The sequence below is a fragment of the Chelatococcus sp. HY11 genome, assembly GCF_018398335.1.
Classification (GTDB): domain Bacteria; phylum Pseudomonadota; class Alphaproteobacteria; order Rhizobiales; family Beijerinckiaceae; genus Chelatococcus.
Map to the genome: position 1 here is coordinate 1,569,245 of NZ_JAHBRX010000002.1, position 14,802 is coordinate 1,584,046.

A 14,802-nucleotide genomic window follows, 5' to 3' on the forward strand; every position below is an offset into this window, starting at 1 on the left:
CCATCGATCATTGGGATTTAGGGCCGCGTTGGTGCGGGAATGGTCGCCGGGCGTGCGAGGCGTGCCTGCGCGGTCAAGCGAATGCCGGCGTTAGCGGCGCCGTATCCGCCATATCCGTCGCGTTGTACGACCTCGAAGAACAAGCCGCCATCGAGGGTTGTCGTGTAGGCCTGATAGAATGCTCCCGCGTCATCGCGATCATAAAGAATGTTGAGCGCCTTCAGCCAGCTGAGCTCGTCCGCTGTGAGCTCGAATCGTGCTTCAAGGTCGTCATAGTAGTTTTCGGGAATTGGCAGCATGGCGACACCGTTGGCGATAAGAGCCGCAACCGTTGCCTGAATGTCCGCCGTTGCGAAAGCAATGTGCTGCACACCAGAGCCGAAGAAGTCCGTGATGAAGCGCGCCGACAATGTCCTGTGACTTTGCGATCCATTGAGGATGAGACGCAAGCCGCGTCCCACGCTGCCGTTCAAGCCGCTTTCGATCACCTGGCTCTGGACCACGCCGCCGGGATCAATCACGGCTTGGCTCGGCGCTTTCGTCGTGTCGAAGAGCGAAGAATAGAACAACACCCACGTCAGCATTTCCTCATAGTGCATACTCTGCGAGATGTGATCGACGGCAATCAACCCGACCTCCGCTCCGGTCTCGCCAGTCGGCGCGAAGTCCACATCCGCCCAGCGCCCTAATGCGGACGCGTTGTCGAGGAAATAGAGCAGACTTCCGCCAAGGCCGCGCACAGCTGGAATGTCAAGCTCGCCAGGCCCCGCCGCGCCGGCGTGCGGCGTATCGAGCAGGGCCGTCGCCCGCTGAATGGTCGCTTGCGCGTCCGCTACTCTGAGAGCGATGGCGCATACCGACGTACCGTGGGTGATCTGGTAGCTATGGGCAAAACCCTCGACGTCGCTGTTGAGCACGATGCGGATATCACCCTGCCGCCACAGGCCGACGTCCTTGGAACGGTGGGCACCGGCGTGAACGAATCCAAGCGCCGTGAGCAGTCCTTCAAAAGTCGGTCGCAGTGCCTCGGCGACTGCGAATTCAATGAATTCAACCGCCTCCACGGATAAGGGAGGTGGCATCGGCACCGCGCCAGGAACAGCGTGGTCCAGCTTTCGCGATGTATCATCCAGCAGCCATATGAGGGAGCGATGCCCATCCAACGCCACTGATCGTGCTGATCCTGCGCGGAACCGGTCATTAAAAATCTCCAGCGAGAGAATGCCATCGTAGCCCGTTGTGGCGAGCGCATTCATGAATCCGGCAAGGTCAAGGTCGCCCTGACCCGGCAGGCAGCGCCAGTGCCTGCTCCACGACAGATGGTCCATCTGCAGCCTTGGCGCGTCCGCCATCTGCACCATCGCGATCTTGTCCGGCGGTATGGTTGTCATGGCCGTGAGGTCAAGACCGCGTGACAGAATGTGGAAGCTGTCCAGAACGACGCCGATATTGTCGCGGTTGGCGCGGCGGACGATCTCCCAGGCGTCCCGGTAGTCCCAGACGTGCCGCCCCCATGCCAAGGCTTCAAAGCCGATCCGCAAATTGCGCCGGGACGCCCGCTCCCCGAGTTCGGCGAAATCCTGCGCGAGCCGGTCTATCCCGCCAAGGGATTCGGGAGAGACGCTGGAGCAGACGAAGAGAAGATCTGTGCCGAGTTCCTGAAGGAGATCGAACTTGCGTTCCGCGCGATCGAAGGTGCGGGTGCGCCGTGCGTCCGGCATACCCTCAAAATCGCGAAATGGCTGACAGGTCGCGATGGCGAGGCCGAGGTCCGCGCATATCCGACGCACCTCCGTCGGCGAGCCGGGAAAGGCGATGAGATCATTCTCGAATATTTCCACAGCGCGAAAACCCGCCGCCGCAATAGCCTCAAGTTTCTCCTGAAGCGTTCCGGATACACAGACCGTTGCTATAGAGGGTATCATGATGAAGCCTCCTCCCGTGCAAGGTGGGCAACCGCACGTAGGTCATCTGATGTTGTTGTTGGGAAGCCAAAAAATTCGAGATAGGCGGGGATCTGCTCGAAGAGCATGTCGATTCCGACCTGATAAGCGCAGCCGCGCGCGCGAACGGCCTCAAGAAATGGCGTGATGTCCTGCTTCATGACAACCTCGCCGACGAAGGCTGATGGCGCGATACGCGCGACGTCGACAGGCAGAGGGTCGCCGGCCCTCATCCCGAGCGGCGTCGCATTGATGATAATGTCAAAGCCCTCCGGATCATTGCCGCCGATCGACACCACCAGCGCGGGATAGTGGCGGCGCAGCCGCTCGCCCAAGGCTATAGCCGTCGGCAACTGCGTGTCGGACAGCGCGACCTCGCTCACTCCCGCTTTCGCGAGCGAAGCGGCGATCGCCGAACCGACACCACCTGCGCCAATGATCAGCGCCCGCGCGCCGACGATCGCGCGTCCCTTTTTCAACACCCCTCGGACGAAGCCTTCCCCGTCGAACATCTCTGCGACGAGACGTCCGTCGCTCTCGACCCTCACGGCATTGCAGGCCCCGGCTATGGCTGCTGTGGTCATAACCTCGTCGACAAGACCGATCGCCGTGACCTTGTGTGGCATGGTGATCAGTGCACCGTGGGCATTGGAGAGCCGGGCGAACACCTTGAGGAACGTGGGAAAATCTGGCGCTTTCACGCCCATCGGCACCACGACCGCATCGATGCCCCGCCGCGTGAAGTAGGGATTGTAGATCATCGGCGCCCTGAAGCTTTCGGTTGGGTGACCGAGATGCGCGATGAGCTTGGTCGTGCCACTGATCATGGCGGGCTTTCTTTCCATTCAAGCGATTTTGATCGCCATACCGGTGCGGGCTGCATGTTTGACAGCCTCTATGACTTTGAGCGTGTTCAGGCCCTCACGCCCTGAAACGATTGGCGCGGCACGTCCACGGATGACGTCGCAGAAATGGCGGATCTGCAGCTTGAGTGGATCGTCAGGCAGGAAAGGAATACGCTCGCGCCGCAAGGGCTCCCGCCAACTGCGCTCGCCGGGGTTGGACCAGAGTTCCAGTTGCGGGATGGTCAAAGCCCCGTGCGACCCGCCGATCTGGTAACAGCTTTCCCCTTGACGGGGGTAGGCGGGATTCTCGCCGGTTGTCAGCTCCCAGCTCCAGGGAGCGACGACGGCATCGGAAGCGCTGATCGTCGCCAGTATTCCGTTCTCGAAGAGCAGAATGACCACGGCAGTTTCCTCGACCGAATGGCCGCGAAACGCGTTCGATTCCTGCGCTTGGACGATTGCGATCTCGCCGCATAAGTAACGAAACAGGTCGATGTCATGGATCAGATTGATAAAGACAGGACCCCCGCCCGGCGCGCGTCGCCAGGCCGTGTCGAAATAGTCATCGGGCTTCATCAGCCAGAATTGGCCAGCGAGCGTCAGCACCTGGCCGAGCTGCCCGGAATCGATGATGTCCTTTGCCTTGCGGATCATCGGATTGAAACGCCGGTGATGCCCCACGAGCAACGGAACTCCCGCATCTTCCGCGGCTTCGACGAGCCTGGTGGCGGCGGCAACATCATCCGCTATGGGTTTTTCGACAAGCGCTGGAATCGCAGCGGCCACCGCCTCCAGCCCGTTGACGACGTGAAGCTGGTTCGGGGTTGCGATGATGACGCCGTCGGGCCGGTCCGTCTTCAGGCATGACTCGAGGTTTTTATACCAAGCGGTGCCCAGGGAGTTTGCTAGTGCCTCGCCCGCCGGGGCGGGATCGATGATCGCCGATAGAATAGCTCCCGGATCAGCGGCGATATACTGCGCGTGGCGGCTGCCGATCAAGCCAGCGCCCATGATTGCAAGTTTGACTGGCTCCATGATGCGCTCCTCACACCGCAGCTGAGCGTCAATCCGGCGTCGTCTCGGCGATGCGCGCGATGCGTCGCAGGGCGAGTTCATAGCCCTGCGTGCCGAAGCCGGCGATCACACCATCGGCGCGCAACGATACGAAGGAATGATGACGGAAAGACTCGCGCTTATGAACGTTCGAGATATGACACTCAATAACCGTTCCATCAAAAGCATTCAGGGCATCAAGGATCGCGACCGAGGTATGTGTGAACGCTCCCGGATTAATAACAATGCCGGTTGCCTCCTCGCGGGCTTCATGGATCCGTTCGATGATTTCATATTCACGATTGGACTGGTGGAAGCTAAGCCGGAGGTTCAATTGCTCGCTCAATGTCCGGCACGCGACCTCCACATCGGCCAGCGTCTCATGACCATAGATGTGAGGTTGCCGTTTTCCGAGAAGATTAAGATTAGGGCCGTTAATCACATAGACGAGACGGCTCATGGCAGGCTCCCATCACTTTAATGAGTCTCAATGCATGTTGAGAATTTCACCGAGAAACTTCCGCGTGCGCGCATGATGTGGTGCCGTAAAGAATTCAGCGGGTGGCGCTTCCTCGACGATTGCTCCTTCGGACATGAAGATGACGCGATCAGCGACTTGCCGGGCAAAGCCCATCTCATGGGTGACGCAGATCATCGTCATGCCTTCCTCCGCAAGACCAATCATCGTGTCGAGGACCTCCTTGACCATCTCCGGATCGAGCGCCGATGTCGGCTCGTCGAACAGCATCACCTTCGGCCTCATGCAAAGCGCGCGGGCAATCGCGACGCGCTGCTGTTGCCCGCCAGAGAGCTGTGCCGGATATTTCTCCGCCTGTTCCAGAATTTTGACGCGCCCAAGAAGCTGTCGCGCGGTCGATTGAGCCTGCTCCCTCCCGACGCCAAGAGATCGCATGGGCGCGAGCATGCAGTTTTGCATGACGGTCAAGTGTGGGAACAGATTGAAGTGCTGAAATACCATGCCGACTTCTCGCCGGACGGCATCAGTCGTCTTGGCTACATCCGTCAGAACGATGCCGCCTACGCGGATCTCACCCTTCTGGTAGGCTTCCAGGCGATTGATGCAGCGGATCAAAGTCGATTTACCCGAGCCTGACGGTCCACACAGGACGATTCTCTCGCCCTGGCCGACCGTCAGGTTGATGTCACGCAACGCCTGAAAGGAGCCGTACCACTTTTCGACCGCGATCATGCTGATCATGGTCTCATGCCGATCCACCGGTGTGCTTGGCGCGGAACTCATCAAGGCTGCCATGAAAAATCATGCCTCAGCTGGCGGTGAACGGGATACCCTCGAGGCTGTCCGGGAACTTGTGGACAGGAACTTTCATCCACTTGTCATAGACCTTCTGGAGTTCACCATTGGCTTTGATCTTGTCGATGAATGTATTGAGGGCGGTGTTGATCTCCTTCTCACCAAGCCGCGTGCAAGCGCCGTTATAGAGGTTTTGGAACTCGAGTTTGTTTTCGAACTCGCCGGGCCGTGCCTGCTCGATGCGCTGGAGATAGAAGATGTTGCCGCCAAGCGCCTGCACCTGACCTGAAACCAGGGCCTGGATCGAGGGCGCGTCGCCGTCATAGCGTCTGATGACGGTGTTGGCGGGGGCATTCTTGGTGACCTGGGTGTCCTGCGCGGCGCCCTTGGCCACGCCAATGGTGAAATTACCCATGTCGGCATTGGTCTTGATCTGAGCCGACTTGGGTCCGACGAGGACAATGGTGTTGGCGACATAAGGCTTCGAGAACTGCACCGCCTTGGCTCGCTCTGGCAGCATGGCCATCGTCGCGAAGAGGACATCGACCCGGCCCGTGGTGAGCGCGGGTATACGATTGTTCACCTCCAGGGGGACGAACTCGACCTGGACGCCGAGCTCCTTCCCGAAAAGCTCGGCGATGTCGGCATCAAGGCCTTCCTGCTTGCCGGCGCTGTTGACGAACCCCCACGGTGGATTGTCGCCCTGTATGCCGACGATCAGCTTGCCGCGCTTCTTGATGTCCTCGGGGGTGATGGCCCAGGCGGGACGCGTGATCAACGCCGGTGCCGCCAGTGCGAGCGCTCCGCTCAGCAATACATCGCGGCGATTCAGCCTGTACTTCCTGATCTCTGTCATGACCGTTTCTCCCTCTCTTGACCTGGCTTTTTGCCATTCACGTGATGCTGTCGGCGCGTTCAACGCGTGGCGAGCGCCAACTGCCGCTCGAGCCGCGCGCCAGCGAGCGACAGCGGCCAGCACATTAGAAAATAAAGTATTCCAACGGTGCCGAATACAAGTATTGGCTGGAATATTTGATTGGATATGATGTTTCCAGCTCGCGTCAGCTCCAGGAAGCCGACAATCGAGGCCAGAGATGTTCCTTTGATCAGCTGAACCAGAAAGCCGATCGTGGCGGGCAGCGAGATACGAAGAGCCTGCGGCACGATCACATCCTTCATGCGCGACACGTAATTGAGGCTCAGCGCCTTCGCCGCCTCTGTCTGGCCCTTGGGCACGGCGTCGATGGAGCCGCGCCAGATCTCGCCGAGATAGGCGCTGGCGTGCAGAGTGAAGCCAATCGCGACAGCAACCCAGGCATCGAGCTTTAACCCGATGAGAGCGAGGCCGTAGTAGACGACGAAGAGCTGCATCAAAAGAGGCGTGCCCTGGAAGACAGCGATGTATCCAGCCGTCGCGCGCTCCAGCCAGGGCAGGCCGGAAGTTCGTGCCAAGGCGACCCCCAGCCCGGTCACGCCGCCGCCCGCGAAGCCAACCGCTGACAGCAGCGCTGTCCATTTCAGCCCTACCAGGAGGAAGATGAATTCGCTCGGCCCCATCCGAAATCTCTCACTTGACCGGATAACTGAAATAGTGCGCGGAGATCATGCCGAACATTCGCATCAACAACCACGACATGATGAGGTAGCAGATAGTGACAACTCCATAGACCTCGAAACTCCGAAAGCTGTTGGACTCGATCTGCTGGGCGACCGACGTGAGCTCGTAGGCCGATATGGCGGATGCAATACTTGTTGTGAGAGTGAGAAGTATGAACTGGCTGGTGAGCGATGGAAAAATCGCCCGTAGAGCCGGCTTCAAAACGATCAGCCTGAAGACCTGCGCTTTGTGCAGGCCGAGCGCCAGTCCGGCCTCGATCTGCCCTCGGCTGATGGACTGCACGCCGCCCCGGATTATCTCGATTGCATAAGCGCCGCCGTTAATTCCAAGGGCGATGATCGCTGTGGGGGTCGGATCAAGGCGCAGCCCAGTCAAAGGTAGAGCGAAATAGATAAAGTAGATTTGCACCAGAAATGGTGTGTTGCGGATCAGTTCAACGAAGGAAATCACCAGCCAGCGGAAGGCCTTGATATGTGAGTCTCGCAGAACAACACCGCCGATGCCGATGATGATGGCGAGCACCATTCCCCCGAAAGCCAGCCAAAGCGTTCCAAGGCATGCGATCAACAGGTTGGGCAGGCCATCGATGACGGGGGTGAAATCGAGCTGATAGTTCATTCATCTCCCCTCGTTGCCGACCTTCTTTTTCTGGGTCGATCCAATCCGTGACCGTCGCGCCGTTTATCGCGGTCCAGTTGCCTTGGCGTCACTCCCAGGACCATGGACATTAATTGTACGATCTGGTTCAATTGGTCAAGTGAAATTAACCGCCTCGTTCAATCGAGGGGCGCTTCGACTGAATGATGGTATGAAAGGGTTGTCATGAATAGCGTTGCTCCGTCCCGGCCATCGCGGATCAAGGGTGGTAAGAAGTCCGCGAGCTGGACGCAGGATCCCGAGGGAGTCAGGCAGGGTATCCTGGCCGTTGCTCGCGAGGAGTTCGTGGAATACGGGCTGAGCGGCGCGCGTGTCGATGAAATCGCAGCCAAGACTGTCACCAGCAAGAGGATGATCTATTACTATTTCGGCGACAAAGAGGGGCTCTACCAGGCCGTGCTCGAGGAGGCCTACGATCGTATTCGCAGATTCGAGCGCAGCCTCGACCTCGCCGCCTTGCCTCCGCTGGAGGCCATAGCGACTCTCGCGGGCTTTACGTTCGACTATCATGCCGACAATCCGGATTTTGTTCGCCTTGTCATGGTGGAAAATATTCATCATGCCCGGCATCTGAAGAACTCATCCAAGATCTGTGATCTCAACATGTCCGCAATCGAAATGATCCGCGAAATATACAATCGCGGATTGGCAAGTGGCATATTCCGCGAAGGACTTGATCCTATTGATATTCACCTGACCATAAGCGCACTCAGCTTTTATAATGTGTCAAACCGCGCGACAATCCAGGAAGTCTTCGGCCATGACATGGCGGATCCTGCCGCGCGCGCGCGTCGACGGAACAGCGCGGTCGACACAGTCCTTCGTATGCTCTGCCGGTGATTGTCGCCCTGTAGGCGGAGGAGCCTGAGGCGCCACGGCCACGGCCTTTTACCAAGAGCCGCCTAACCCCGCGACACCAGGCCGGCGACTGCCTGTAGAGCAAGTTCGTAGCCAGCCGCGCCGAGACCAATGATGACACCAGTCGCGGTGCGCGAAATGAGTGAGTTGTGGTAAATGCTTTCGCGGGTATGAATGTTTGATAGGTGTATTTCGATTTTTGGCTTATCAAATGTCTTGAGGGCGTCGAGCAATGCAATCGACGTGAATGTATAAGCAGCGGGATTTATCACAATCCCACAAGCTTTTCCGCGTGCTTCCTGGACGCTCTCGACAAGTTCGCCTTCGAAATTGGTTTGACGGAAATCGATCTGAAGGCCGAGTTTCGCGGCGGCTTTTTCGCAGCGTTCGCGGATATTCGCGAGCGTCGCTGTGCCATAGATCGCAGGCTCCCGTTCGCCCAGCAGGTTGAGGTTCGGTCCATTGAGGACATAGACGACATTGTTCATGACGTGCTTCGGCAAATGGTGTGTGGTCTGTGGGGCACCACAGGCGACCGATCTTCAGGGGCTTCCATTCTTAACGCGGTCGTGTCGCCGGGTGAGGAATACTTTCGCTAATCGCAGCTCAAGCGTGGACGTTTCCGCACGCAACTTCTGTGTATTGTTGAGCTGGCGGTTAAGATCGGCGCGTAAATGCCTCCTCCCTATACTGCAATTCCGGCGGTTCCGAGCATGTCCAATGCACGCCGGTTCGCCGGAAATGCTCCAGGTATTGTGCTGGCAGATCGTCTTCACGCGAAGTGGCATCCACATCGCTCGAAAACGCCAGCCCTCTACAGAGCACCCAAATAGTCAATCAGATGAACCAAGACAGGCGCGACACTGCGTAGACGCGCCGCAGTGTGACTAGTCGCTGTGGGTTTCTTCGTTGACCATAGGTTGGGGGCTCGCGCATATCAACAGATATAAGTAGAATCGTCAGTTATTTTTTATATTAGCATATGATAAATGGACTTGGCTTGCACGGGGCCACCGGTACGCCTTGAGCGGGAGTGATGGACCAAAGCCATGGCTGAAATGGTATCGGACATGTCGGGCGAGGATGGCGCGGTCGCTTCGGCCGGCGAGCAGGCCTATGCCCGTATTCGCGCTGATATCGTCTTTGGACGCCTGAAACCCGCGCAGCGCTTGACGCTTGAAAAATTGCGACCCGCCTATGGTGTCGGGATCAGCACTTTACGGGAGATTTTGAGCCGGCTGACCCCGGAGGGGCTGGTCGTCGCGGAGGGGCAGCGGGGCTTTCAGGTCGCTCCATGTTCAGCGGAGGATCTCAAGGAGATTGCAGCATTGCGGCTTCTTATCGAGAAGCATGCACTGGCGCGGTCGTTTCAAGCGGGGGACATGGAATGGGAGGGCAGGGTGGTTGCCGCTCATCACAAGCTCGCTCGCATGGAGGCCGCTCTTCTGGCCGGTGACGCATCCGGGACCGAGCAATGGAAGCGCTACGATTGGGAGTTCCACCAGGCGCTGGTGTCGGCTTGCGGTTCAAGGGCGCTTCTCGACATTCACTCCTGCATATACGATCGATATCTGCGCTATCAGATGGTTTTCGTGATCTTTCGCGGCGCCATCGCGACAGAGGAACACAAGGCGCTGCTCACCTGCGCGCTCAGTCGTAACATCGAGGAGGCGCAGCGCGTGTTCGAAAGGCATGTGCAAGGCTGCCTGGATTTCGCTTTTCAGAACAGATTGATCACCTGAGTCTCATGTCCGGCTTGTCCCGGCGCCAGAGGCGGGTGAATGGCGATGCTCCATTGGCAGGCGGGTCGGTTCGCGCGCGCTTTTGGGGGCGACGTGCCTCAGCTGATCGCGCGATAAGATATAACTCCCAAGCTATAGATCATCGCCACTTTTTCATTTCCTCCCGGCAAGGGGATTTGCAAAATGTCAGGCGGGGCAATCGCACCAAGCGGTGTCCCAACGCTGTCCGATTGAGGGTATGCTTCTGACAGCTTTGGGGAGGACTGAGATGAAAAAGCTGGCCTTACTTACGCTGGCGCTCGCCATGAGCAGTGGCGTGGCCGTCGCCGATACCATCAAGATTGGGGTGGTTGGCCCTTTCTCGGGGCCGGCAGCACTGCAGGGGCGCAACTTCCAGGCGGGGATTGATGCCTGGCTCGCGCTCCATGGGAACAAGATCGGCAACAATACCATCGAGATCGTCTACCGTGATCTGCCCGCCGCGGATCCGGCCAAGTCCGCCGCCGTGACGCGCGATCTCATTGTTGGCGAGGGCGTGCAATATCTCGCGGGTTACTATTACACGCCCGATGCCATGGCCGCAGCTCCGATCCTGGTCGAAGGCAATGTGCCTATGGTCGTGTTCAATGCGGCCACCTCGGCGATCATGAACGCCAGCCCCTATGTGGTGCGTACGTCCTTCACGACGTGGCAGACGTCAACGCCGATGGCGAGCGTCGCGCGTGAGCGCGGCATCAAGAAGGCTATCACGGTGGTGACTGACTACGGCCCCGGCGTGGACGCGGAATCGGCCTTTGTCAAAGGCTTCAAGGATGCGGGCGGCGAGATCGTGGCCTCGGTGCGCATGCCGATGAACACCAATGACTTTAGCCCGATCATGCAGCGCATCAAGGATTCGGGGGCGGAGGCCGTCTTCGCCTTTCTGCCTTCCGGGCCTGCGACCCTCGGTTTCATGAAGTCCTTCGCCGAGAATGGGCTCAGGAAAGCGGGCGTCACCTTGCTGGCGCCGGGGGATCTCACGCAGGAGTCGGATCTGCCTGCGCTGCGTGACAGCGCCTTGGGAACCTTGACGACGTTTCACTATGCGGTGAGCCACGATTCGCAGGAGAATAAAGCCTTCGTCGAGGCGGCCTCGAAGGCCATTGGCGATCCGGCAAACCTGAGCTTCCCCGCCGTGGGCGCCTACGATGGTATGTATGTCATCTCGAAGATGATCGAGGCGACCGGCGGCAAGCAGGACGCCAAGGCTGCGGTCGAGGCCGTGAAGGGTCTGTCTTGGACGAGCCCTCGCGGGCCGGTGACGATCAATCCGCAAAACCGTCATATCACACAGAACATCTATCTTCGCGAAGTCGCCGAAGACAACGGTAAATACATCAATAAGGAAATCCGGACTTTCGAAAAGCAGGGGGATCCCGGCTGGAAGGCGCCATGACCAGCGAAGCCTGATAGGCGTCGTCCATATGTGGAAGCTGAGGTGCGATGCAAACAATTCTCTCCATCGCGGTTGATGCCTTCGCCTATGGTATGGTGCTCTTTGTCATTTCCATCGGTCTCAGTGTGACGATGGGGTTGATGAAGGTCGTTAATCTCGCCCATGGCGCTTTCGCGATGATGGGAGGCTATTTAGCGGCCTTCGCGACCCATCAGCTCGGCGTGCCCTATGGCGTCGCCATCGTTGTCGCGGTGGCCGGCACGGTGCTGGCCGCCGTTCCCCTGGAGCGATGGCTCTATCGCCGCATTTATGGTGCGCCTGAACTCACCCAGGTACTCATGACCATCGGCGTCACCTTCGTGATCATTGGTGTCGCCAACTATGTGATGGGACCTTCGCTCAAGACGATACCTCTGCCGGCGGCGTTGGAAGGGCCTGTCGATATCGGCTTCCGGTCGATCGCGGCGCACAAGCTCTTCGCCGTGGCGACGGGACTTATCGTCGCCGGCGCGCTGTGGGTTCTGATCGAGCGGACGGCATTTGGCGTGAAACTGCGCGCTTCCGTTGACAATGCGGCGATGGCAGGGGCGCTCGGGGTGCGTACGAAAATCGTTTACGCGGTCAGCTTCGCGGCAGCGGTGGGTCTCGCCGCCCTCGGCGGCGTTGTCGGGGCTCAATTGCTGCCCATCGAGCCCCACTATGCCTTGCGCTACATGGTGACGTTTCTTGTCGTGGTGTCCGTGGGCGGCGCGGGCTCGATTCCCGGAGCCTTGCTGGCCTGCCTGCTGCTGGGGGCTGTGGAAACGACAGGACGCTATCTGATGCCGGAGTTTGGAGAGTTTTTCTTTTATCTCGCCGTCATCGCGATTGTCTGCCTCTTTCCCCACGGCTTGCTGGGGCGCGCGGGATGACGGACGCTGTCCTTAAGGCGCGGAGCGTCGCCGGTCCCGCGCGGGCGCGCCGCAGTGCGGCCGTCGATGCGGTGGCGGTACTGTTTATCGTCGCCGCTGCTGCCTTTCTCTACTTTTTCTTTCCCGGCAGTCTTGCGTTGTTCACGCGTATGATCGCGATCATGCTGCTGGCGCTATCGTTGGATCTCGTCACGGGTTTCGCTGGCATCGCCACTCTTGGGCACGCGGCTTTATTCGGGGCGGGCGCCTATGCGGCTGGCATTCTGGCCTCCAAATTCGGATTGACAGACCCCTTCGCCATGCTCGGCATCGGCGCCGTTGCGGGAGCGCTGGCCGGTACGGTGTCGAGCCTTGTCATTCTGCGCGGCCGTGGCCTTGGCCAGCTGGTTCTTTCGATCGCCATCGTCCAGCTGGCCCATGAGGCGGCCAACAAGCTGTCGGCGTGGACGGGCGGGAGCGACGGTCTTTCCGGCATCGTTCCGGCGCCAGTATTCGGCCTTTTCCGGTTCGATCTGTGGGGACGAACCGCTTTCATCCTCGCGGTCGCGATCCTCTTGGTGGCGTTTGTCGTGCTGCGCGTGATCGTGCGTTCGCCCTTCGGGATGCTGTGCCGGGGCATCAAGCAGGATCCGATCCGCGTCAGCGCGATGGGAGCGCCGGTCTATGGAACACTCGTCAAGCTCTACGCGATCGCCGGTGCGGTCGCCGGGTTGGGTGGGGCCTTGTCGGCCATTGCCACGAAGGTCGTGGGCTTGGACAGCCTCTCCTTCACGCTCTCCGCCGAGGCCCTTGTCATGCTGGTCCTTGGCGGCGTTGGGAAGCTGTTTGGAGCCTTGCTCGGTACGTTCGTATTCATCTGGTTCGAACACCTCGTTTCGGCGATCAACCCTTTCCATTGGCTGACCATCGTCGGGGCGATGCTGATCGCTGTCGTGCTTTTCGAACCCAAAGGATTGACGGGCGCATTGGAGGCGCTCTGGAAGCGGGCGCGCGGAGGTGAGGGATGAGCCTTCTCAAGGTGCGCCAGCTCAGCAAACGCTTCGGGGGGCTGACTGTCACGCGTGACGTGTCGATCACCCTTGAGAAAGGCGACCGGGTCGCGTTGATAGGTCCAAACGGCGCGGGCAAGACAACTTTCGTCAACCTTGTGACGGGACATGTCCGCCCCGACGCCGGGAGTGTCCTCCTGGATGGCGAGGACGTGACGCGCTGGTCGCCGACCCGGCGTGTCAAAGGGGGCCTCGTCCGCAGCTTTCAGGTGACGCGCCTCTTCTCGGAGATGACACCCGAGGAGCATGTGGCGCTCGCCCTGCTCCAGCGACTTGGACGATCGGGGCGTCTGTTCACCGATTTCCGCACCATGCCGGATGTCGTTCGCGAAGCCGAGGAGATCCTGGTGCTCTTCAACTTGAACGGGATAGCGCGGGTTCCGGTCGGGGCGATTGCCTATGGGCAGCAGCGGCTGCTTGAAGTTGCGCTCGTCATGGCGTTGCGGCCCAAGGTGCTGCTGCTCGACGAGCCGGCGGCGGGCGTTCCCAGCGCGGATATCGTCCTGATCGAGCGGGCGCTTGCGCAACTGCCCGCTGACCTCGCGGTCCTGATGATCGACCACGACATGGATTTTGTCTTTCGCTTCGCCCGCAAGGTGATCGTGATGGCGGCGGGCGGCGTCATCTTCGATGGCACGCCGGAAGCTGTGGCCAGCGATGCCGCCGTGCGCCAGGCTTACCTCGGGAGCTATGCTGATGACCGCAGCGTCGCTTGACGTCGAGGGCCTGAGCGCGGGTTACGGGCCGACGCGCATCCTGGAAAACGTGACCTTCCACGTTCCCGCGGGAGGACGTTTGGCTGTCCTTGGTCGCAATGGGGTCGGCAAGACGACGCTTTTCGCCTCGATCGCAGGGCAGACAAAGCGCTATGCCGGACGTGTCATGATAGATACGCTCGATCTGACGTCATTGGATGGCGCGGCACGGGCGATCGGCGGTCTCGGTTATGTGCCGCAGAACCGGTCGATCTTCCCGTCCCTGACGGTTGAAGAGAATCTGCAGGTCGGCCTCAAACGACGTCCCAAATCCGCAATAGAGGAAAGTTACGCGATGTTTCCCCGCCTTAAGGAGCGGCGGAACAATTTGGGCTCGCAACTAAGCGGAGGCGAGCAGCAGATGCTGGCGACGGCGCGAACCATCCTCGGGAAGCCAGCAGTGCTGCTCCTGGATGAGCCATTGGAAGGGCTGGCGCCCATCATCTGTGATGAGCTCATGGCGGCCCTGACAGCACTGGCTGCGACCAGGACAATGACAATCCTGCTGGTCGAGCAGAGGATCAAGGCGGCGCTCGATTTCGCCGACGACGTCATTATTCTCGAACGTGGCCGTATCGTCTGGCAAGGAGCGCCCGGGACGCTCGCCACCGAGCCGGGGCTCGTGGAGCGTCTCCTCGGCGTCGGGCCTTGAAGGCCGTTGCG

16 protein-coding genes are annotated in these 14,802 nt (G+C 59.7%); 7 read left to right on the plus strand and 9 right to left on the minus strand.

Going from position 1 to position 14,802, the window contains the following annotated elements; all coding sequences use genetic code 11:
* Nucleotides 1–17 precede the first annotated feature (17 nt).
* From KIO74_RS27935 to KIO74_RS27970, 8 genes are all read right to left on the minus strand, one after another.
* On the minus strand, nucleotides 18–1,925 hold the full coding sequence (locus KIO74_RS27935; RefSeq protein WP_213338511.1) for a bifunctional sugar phosphate isomerase/epimerase/4-hydroxyphenylpyruvate dioxygenase family protein: 1,908 nt from the start codon (nucleotides 1,923–1,925) through the stop codon (nucleotides 18–20).
* On the minus strand, nucleotides 1,922–2,770 hold the full coding sequence (locus KIO74_RS27940; RefSeq protein ID WP_213338513.1) for a shikimate dehydrogenase family protein: 849 nt from the start codon (nucleotides 2,768–2,770) through the stop codon (nucleotides 1,922–1,924). Before KIO74_RS27940 ends, KIO74_RS27935 begins: the two co-directional genes overlap by 4 nt.
* An 18-nt stretch (nucleotides 2,771–2,788) precedes the next feature.
* A complete protein-coding gene (locus tag KIO74_RS27945; RefSeq protein ID WP_213338515.1) occupies nucleotides 2,789–3,823 on the minus strand; it encodes a Gfo/Idh/MocA family protein in 1,035 nt (344 codons plus the stop codon).
* 28 nt (nucleotides 3,824–3,851) lie between these two features.
* Complete coding sequence (gene aroQ, locus KIO74_RS27950) at nucleotides 3,852–4,301, minus strand: type II 3-dehydroquinate dehydratase (RefSeq protein ID WP_213338516.1); 450 nt, start codon at nucleotides 4,299–4,301, stop codon at nucleotides 3,852–3,854.
* A 27-nt stretch (nucleotides 4,302–4,328) separates the two neighbouring features.
* Entirely contained in the window at nucleotides 4,329–5,060 is a 732-nt protein-coding gene (locus tag KIO74_RS27955) for an amino acid ABC transporter ATP-binding protein (protein WP_213339309.1), read from the minus strand.
* A 67-nt stretch (nucleotides 5,061–5,127) separates the two neighbouring features.
* The gene (locus KIO74_RS27960; RefSeq protein ID WP_249731509.1) at nucleotides 5,128–5,970 is read right to left on the minus strand and encodes a transporter substrate-binding domain-containing protein; all 843 of its coding nucleotides are present in this window, start codon (nucleotides 5,968–5,970) and stop codon (nucleotides 5,128–5,130) included.
* A gap of 59 nt (nucleotides 5,971–6,029) precedes the next feature.
* Nucleotides 6,030–6,671, minus strand: coding sequence for an amino acid ABC transporter permease (locus tag KIO74_RS27965; RefSeq protein WP_213338517.1), 642 nt, complete (start codon nucleotides 6,669–6,671; stop codon nucleotides 6,030–6,032).
* A gap of 10 nt (nucleotides 6,672–6,681) precedes the next feature.
* Nucleotides 6,682–7,350, minus strand: coding sequence for an amino acid ABC transporter permease (locus tag KIO74_RS27970; protein ID WP_213338519.1), 669 nt, complete (start codon nucleotides 7,348–7,350; stop codon nucleotides 6,682–6,684).
* Nucleotides 7,351–7,554: 204 nt separating this feature from the next.
* Between KIO74_RS27970 and KIO74_RS27975 the strand changes: the two genes are divergently transcribed.
* A complete protein-coding gene (locus tag KIO74_RS27975) occupies nucleotides 7,555–8,229 on the plus strand; it encodes a TetR/AcrR family transcriptional regulator (protein ID WP_213338520.1) in 675 nt (224 codons plus the stop codon).
* 62 nt (nucleotides 8,230–8,291) lie between these two features.
* On the opposite strand, the gene aroQ (KIO74_RS27980) is transcribed toward KIO74_RS27975, so the two are convergent.
* Nucleotides 8,292–8,735 (minus strand): type II 3-dehydroquinate dehydratase, encoded by a 444-nt coding sequence (gene aroQ / locus KIO74_RS27980; protein ID WP_213338522.1) that lies wholly within the window; start codon nucleotides 8,733–8,735, stop codon nucleotides 8,292–8,294.
* Between the two features lie 561 nt (nucleotides 8,736–9,296).
* Here aroQ (KIO74_RS27980) and KIO74_RS27985 point away from each other — a divergent pair.
* The 6 genes from KIO74_RS27985 to KIO74_RS28010 all read left to right on the plus strand — a co-directional run bounded on the left by KIO74_RS27985 (nucleotide 9,297) and on the right by KIO74_RS28010 (nucleotide 14,791).
* Entirely contained in the window at nucleotides 9,297–9,989 is a 693-nt protein-coding gene (locus KIO74_RS27985) for a GntR family transcriptional regulator (protein ID WP_502762130.1), read from the plus strand.
* 268 nt (nucleotides 9,990–10,257) lie between these two features.
* The gene (locus tag KIO74_RS27990) at nucleotides 10,258–11,424 is read left to right on the plus strand and encodes an ABC transporter substrate-binding protein (protein WP_213338526.1); all 1,167 of its coding nucleotides are present in this window, start codon (nucleotides 10,258–10,260) and stop codon (nucleotides 11,422–11,424) included.
* Nucleotides 11,425–11,471: 47 nt separating this feature from the next.
* The gene (locus KIO74_RS27995; RefSeq protein ID WP_213338528.1) at nucleotides 11,472–12,335 is read left to right on the plus strand and encodes a branched-chain amino acid ABC transporter permease; all 864 of its coding nucleotides are present in this window, start codon (nucleotides 11,472–11,474) and stop codon (nucleotides 12,333–12,335) included.
* Entirely contained in the window at nucleotides 12,332–13,342 is a 1,011-nt protein-coding gene (locus KIO74_RS28000) for a branched-chain amino acid ABC transporter permease (protein ID WP_213338530.1), read from the plus strand. Before KIO74_RS27995 ends, KIO74_RS28000 begins: the two co-directional genes overlap by 4 nt.
* Nucleotides 13,339–14,100 carry an ABC transporter ATP-binding protein gene (locus KIO74_RS28005; RefSeq protein ID WP_213338532.1) on the plus strand — a complete coding sequence of 254 codons (762 nt, stop codon included), beginning with the start codon at nucleotides 13,339–13,341 and terminating at the stop codon, nucleotides 14,098–14,100. The genes KIO74_RS28000 and KIO74_RS28005 overlap by 4 nt, the downstream gene beginning before the upstream one ends.
* Nucleotides 14,081–14,791 carry an ABC transporter ATP-binding protein gene (locus KIO74_RS28010; protein ID WP_213338533.1) on the plus strand — a complete coding sequence of 237 codons (711 nt, stop codon included), beginning with the start codon at nucleotides 14,081–14,083 and terminating at the stop codon, nucleotides 14,789–14,791. Before KIO74_RS28005 ends, KIO74_RS28010 begins: the two co-directional genes overlap by 20 nt.
* Nucleotides 14,792–14,802 lie beyond the last annotated feature (11 nt).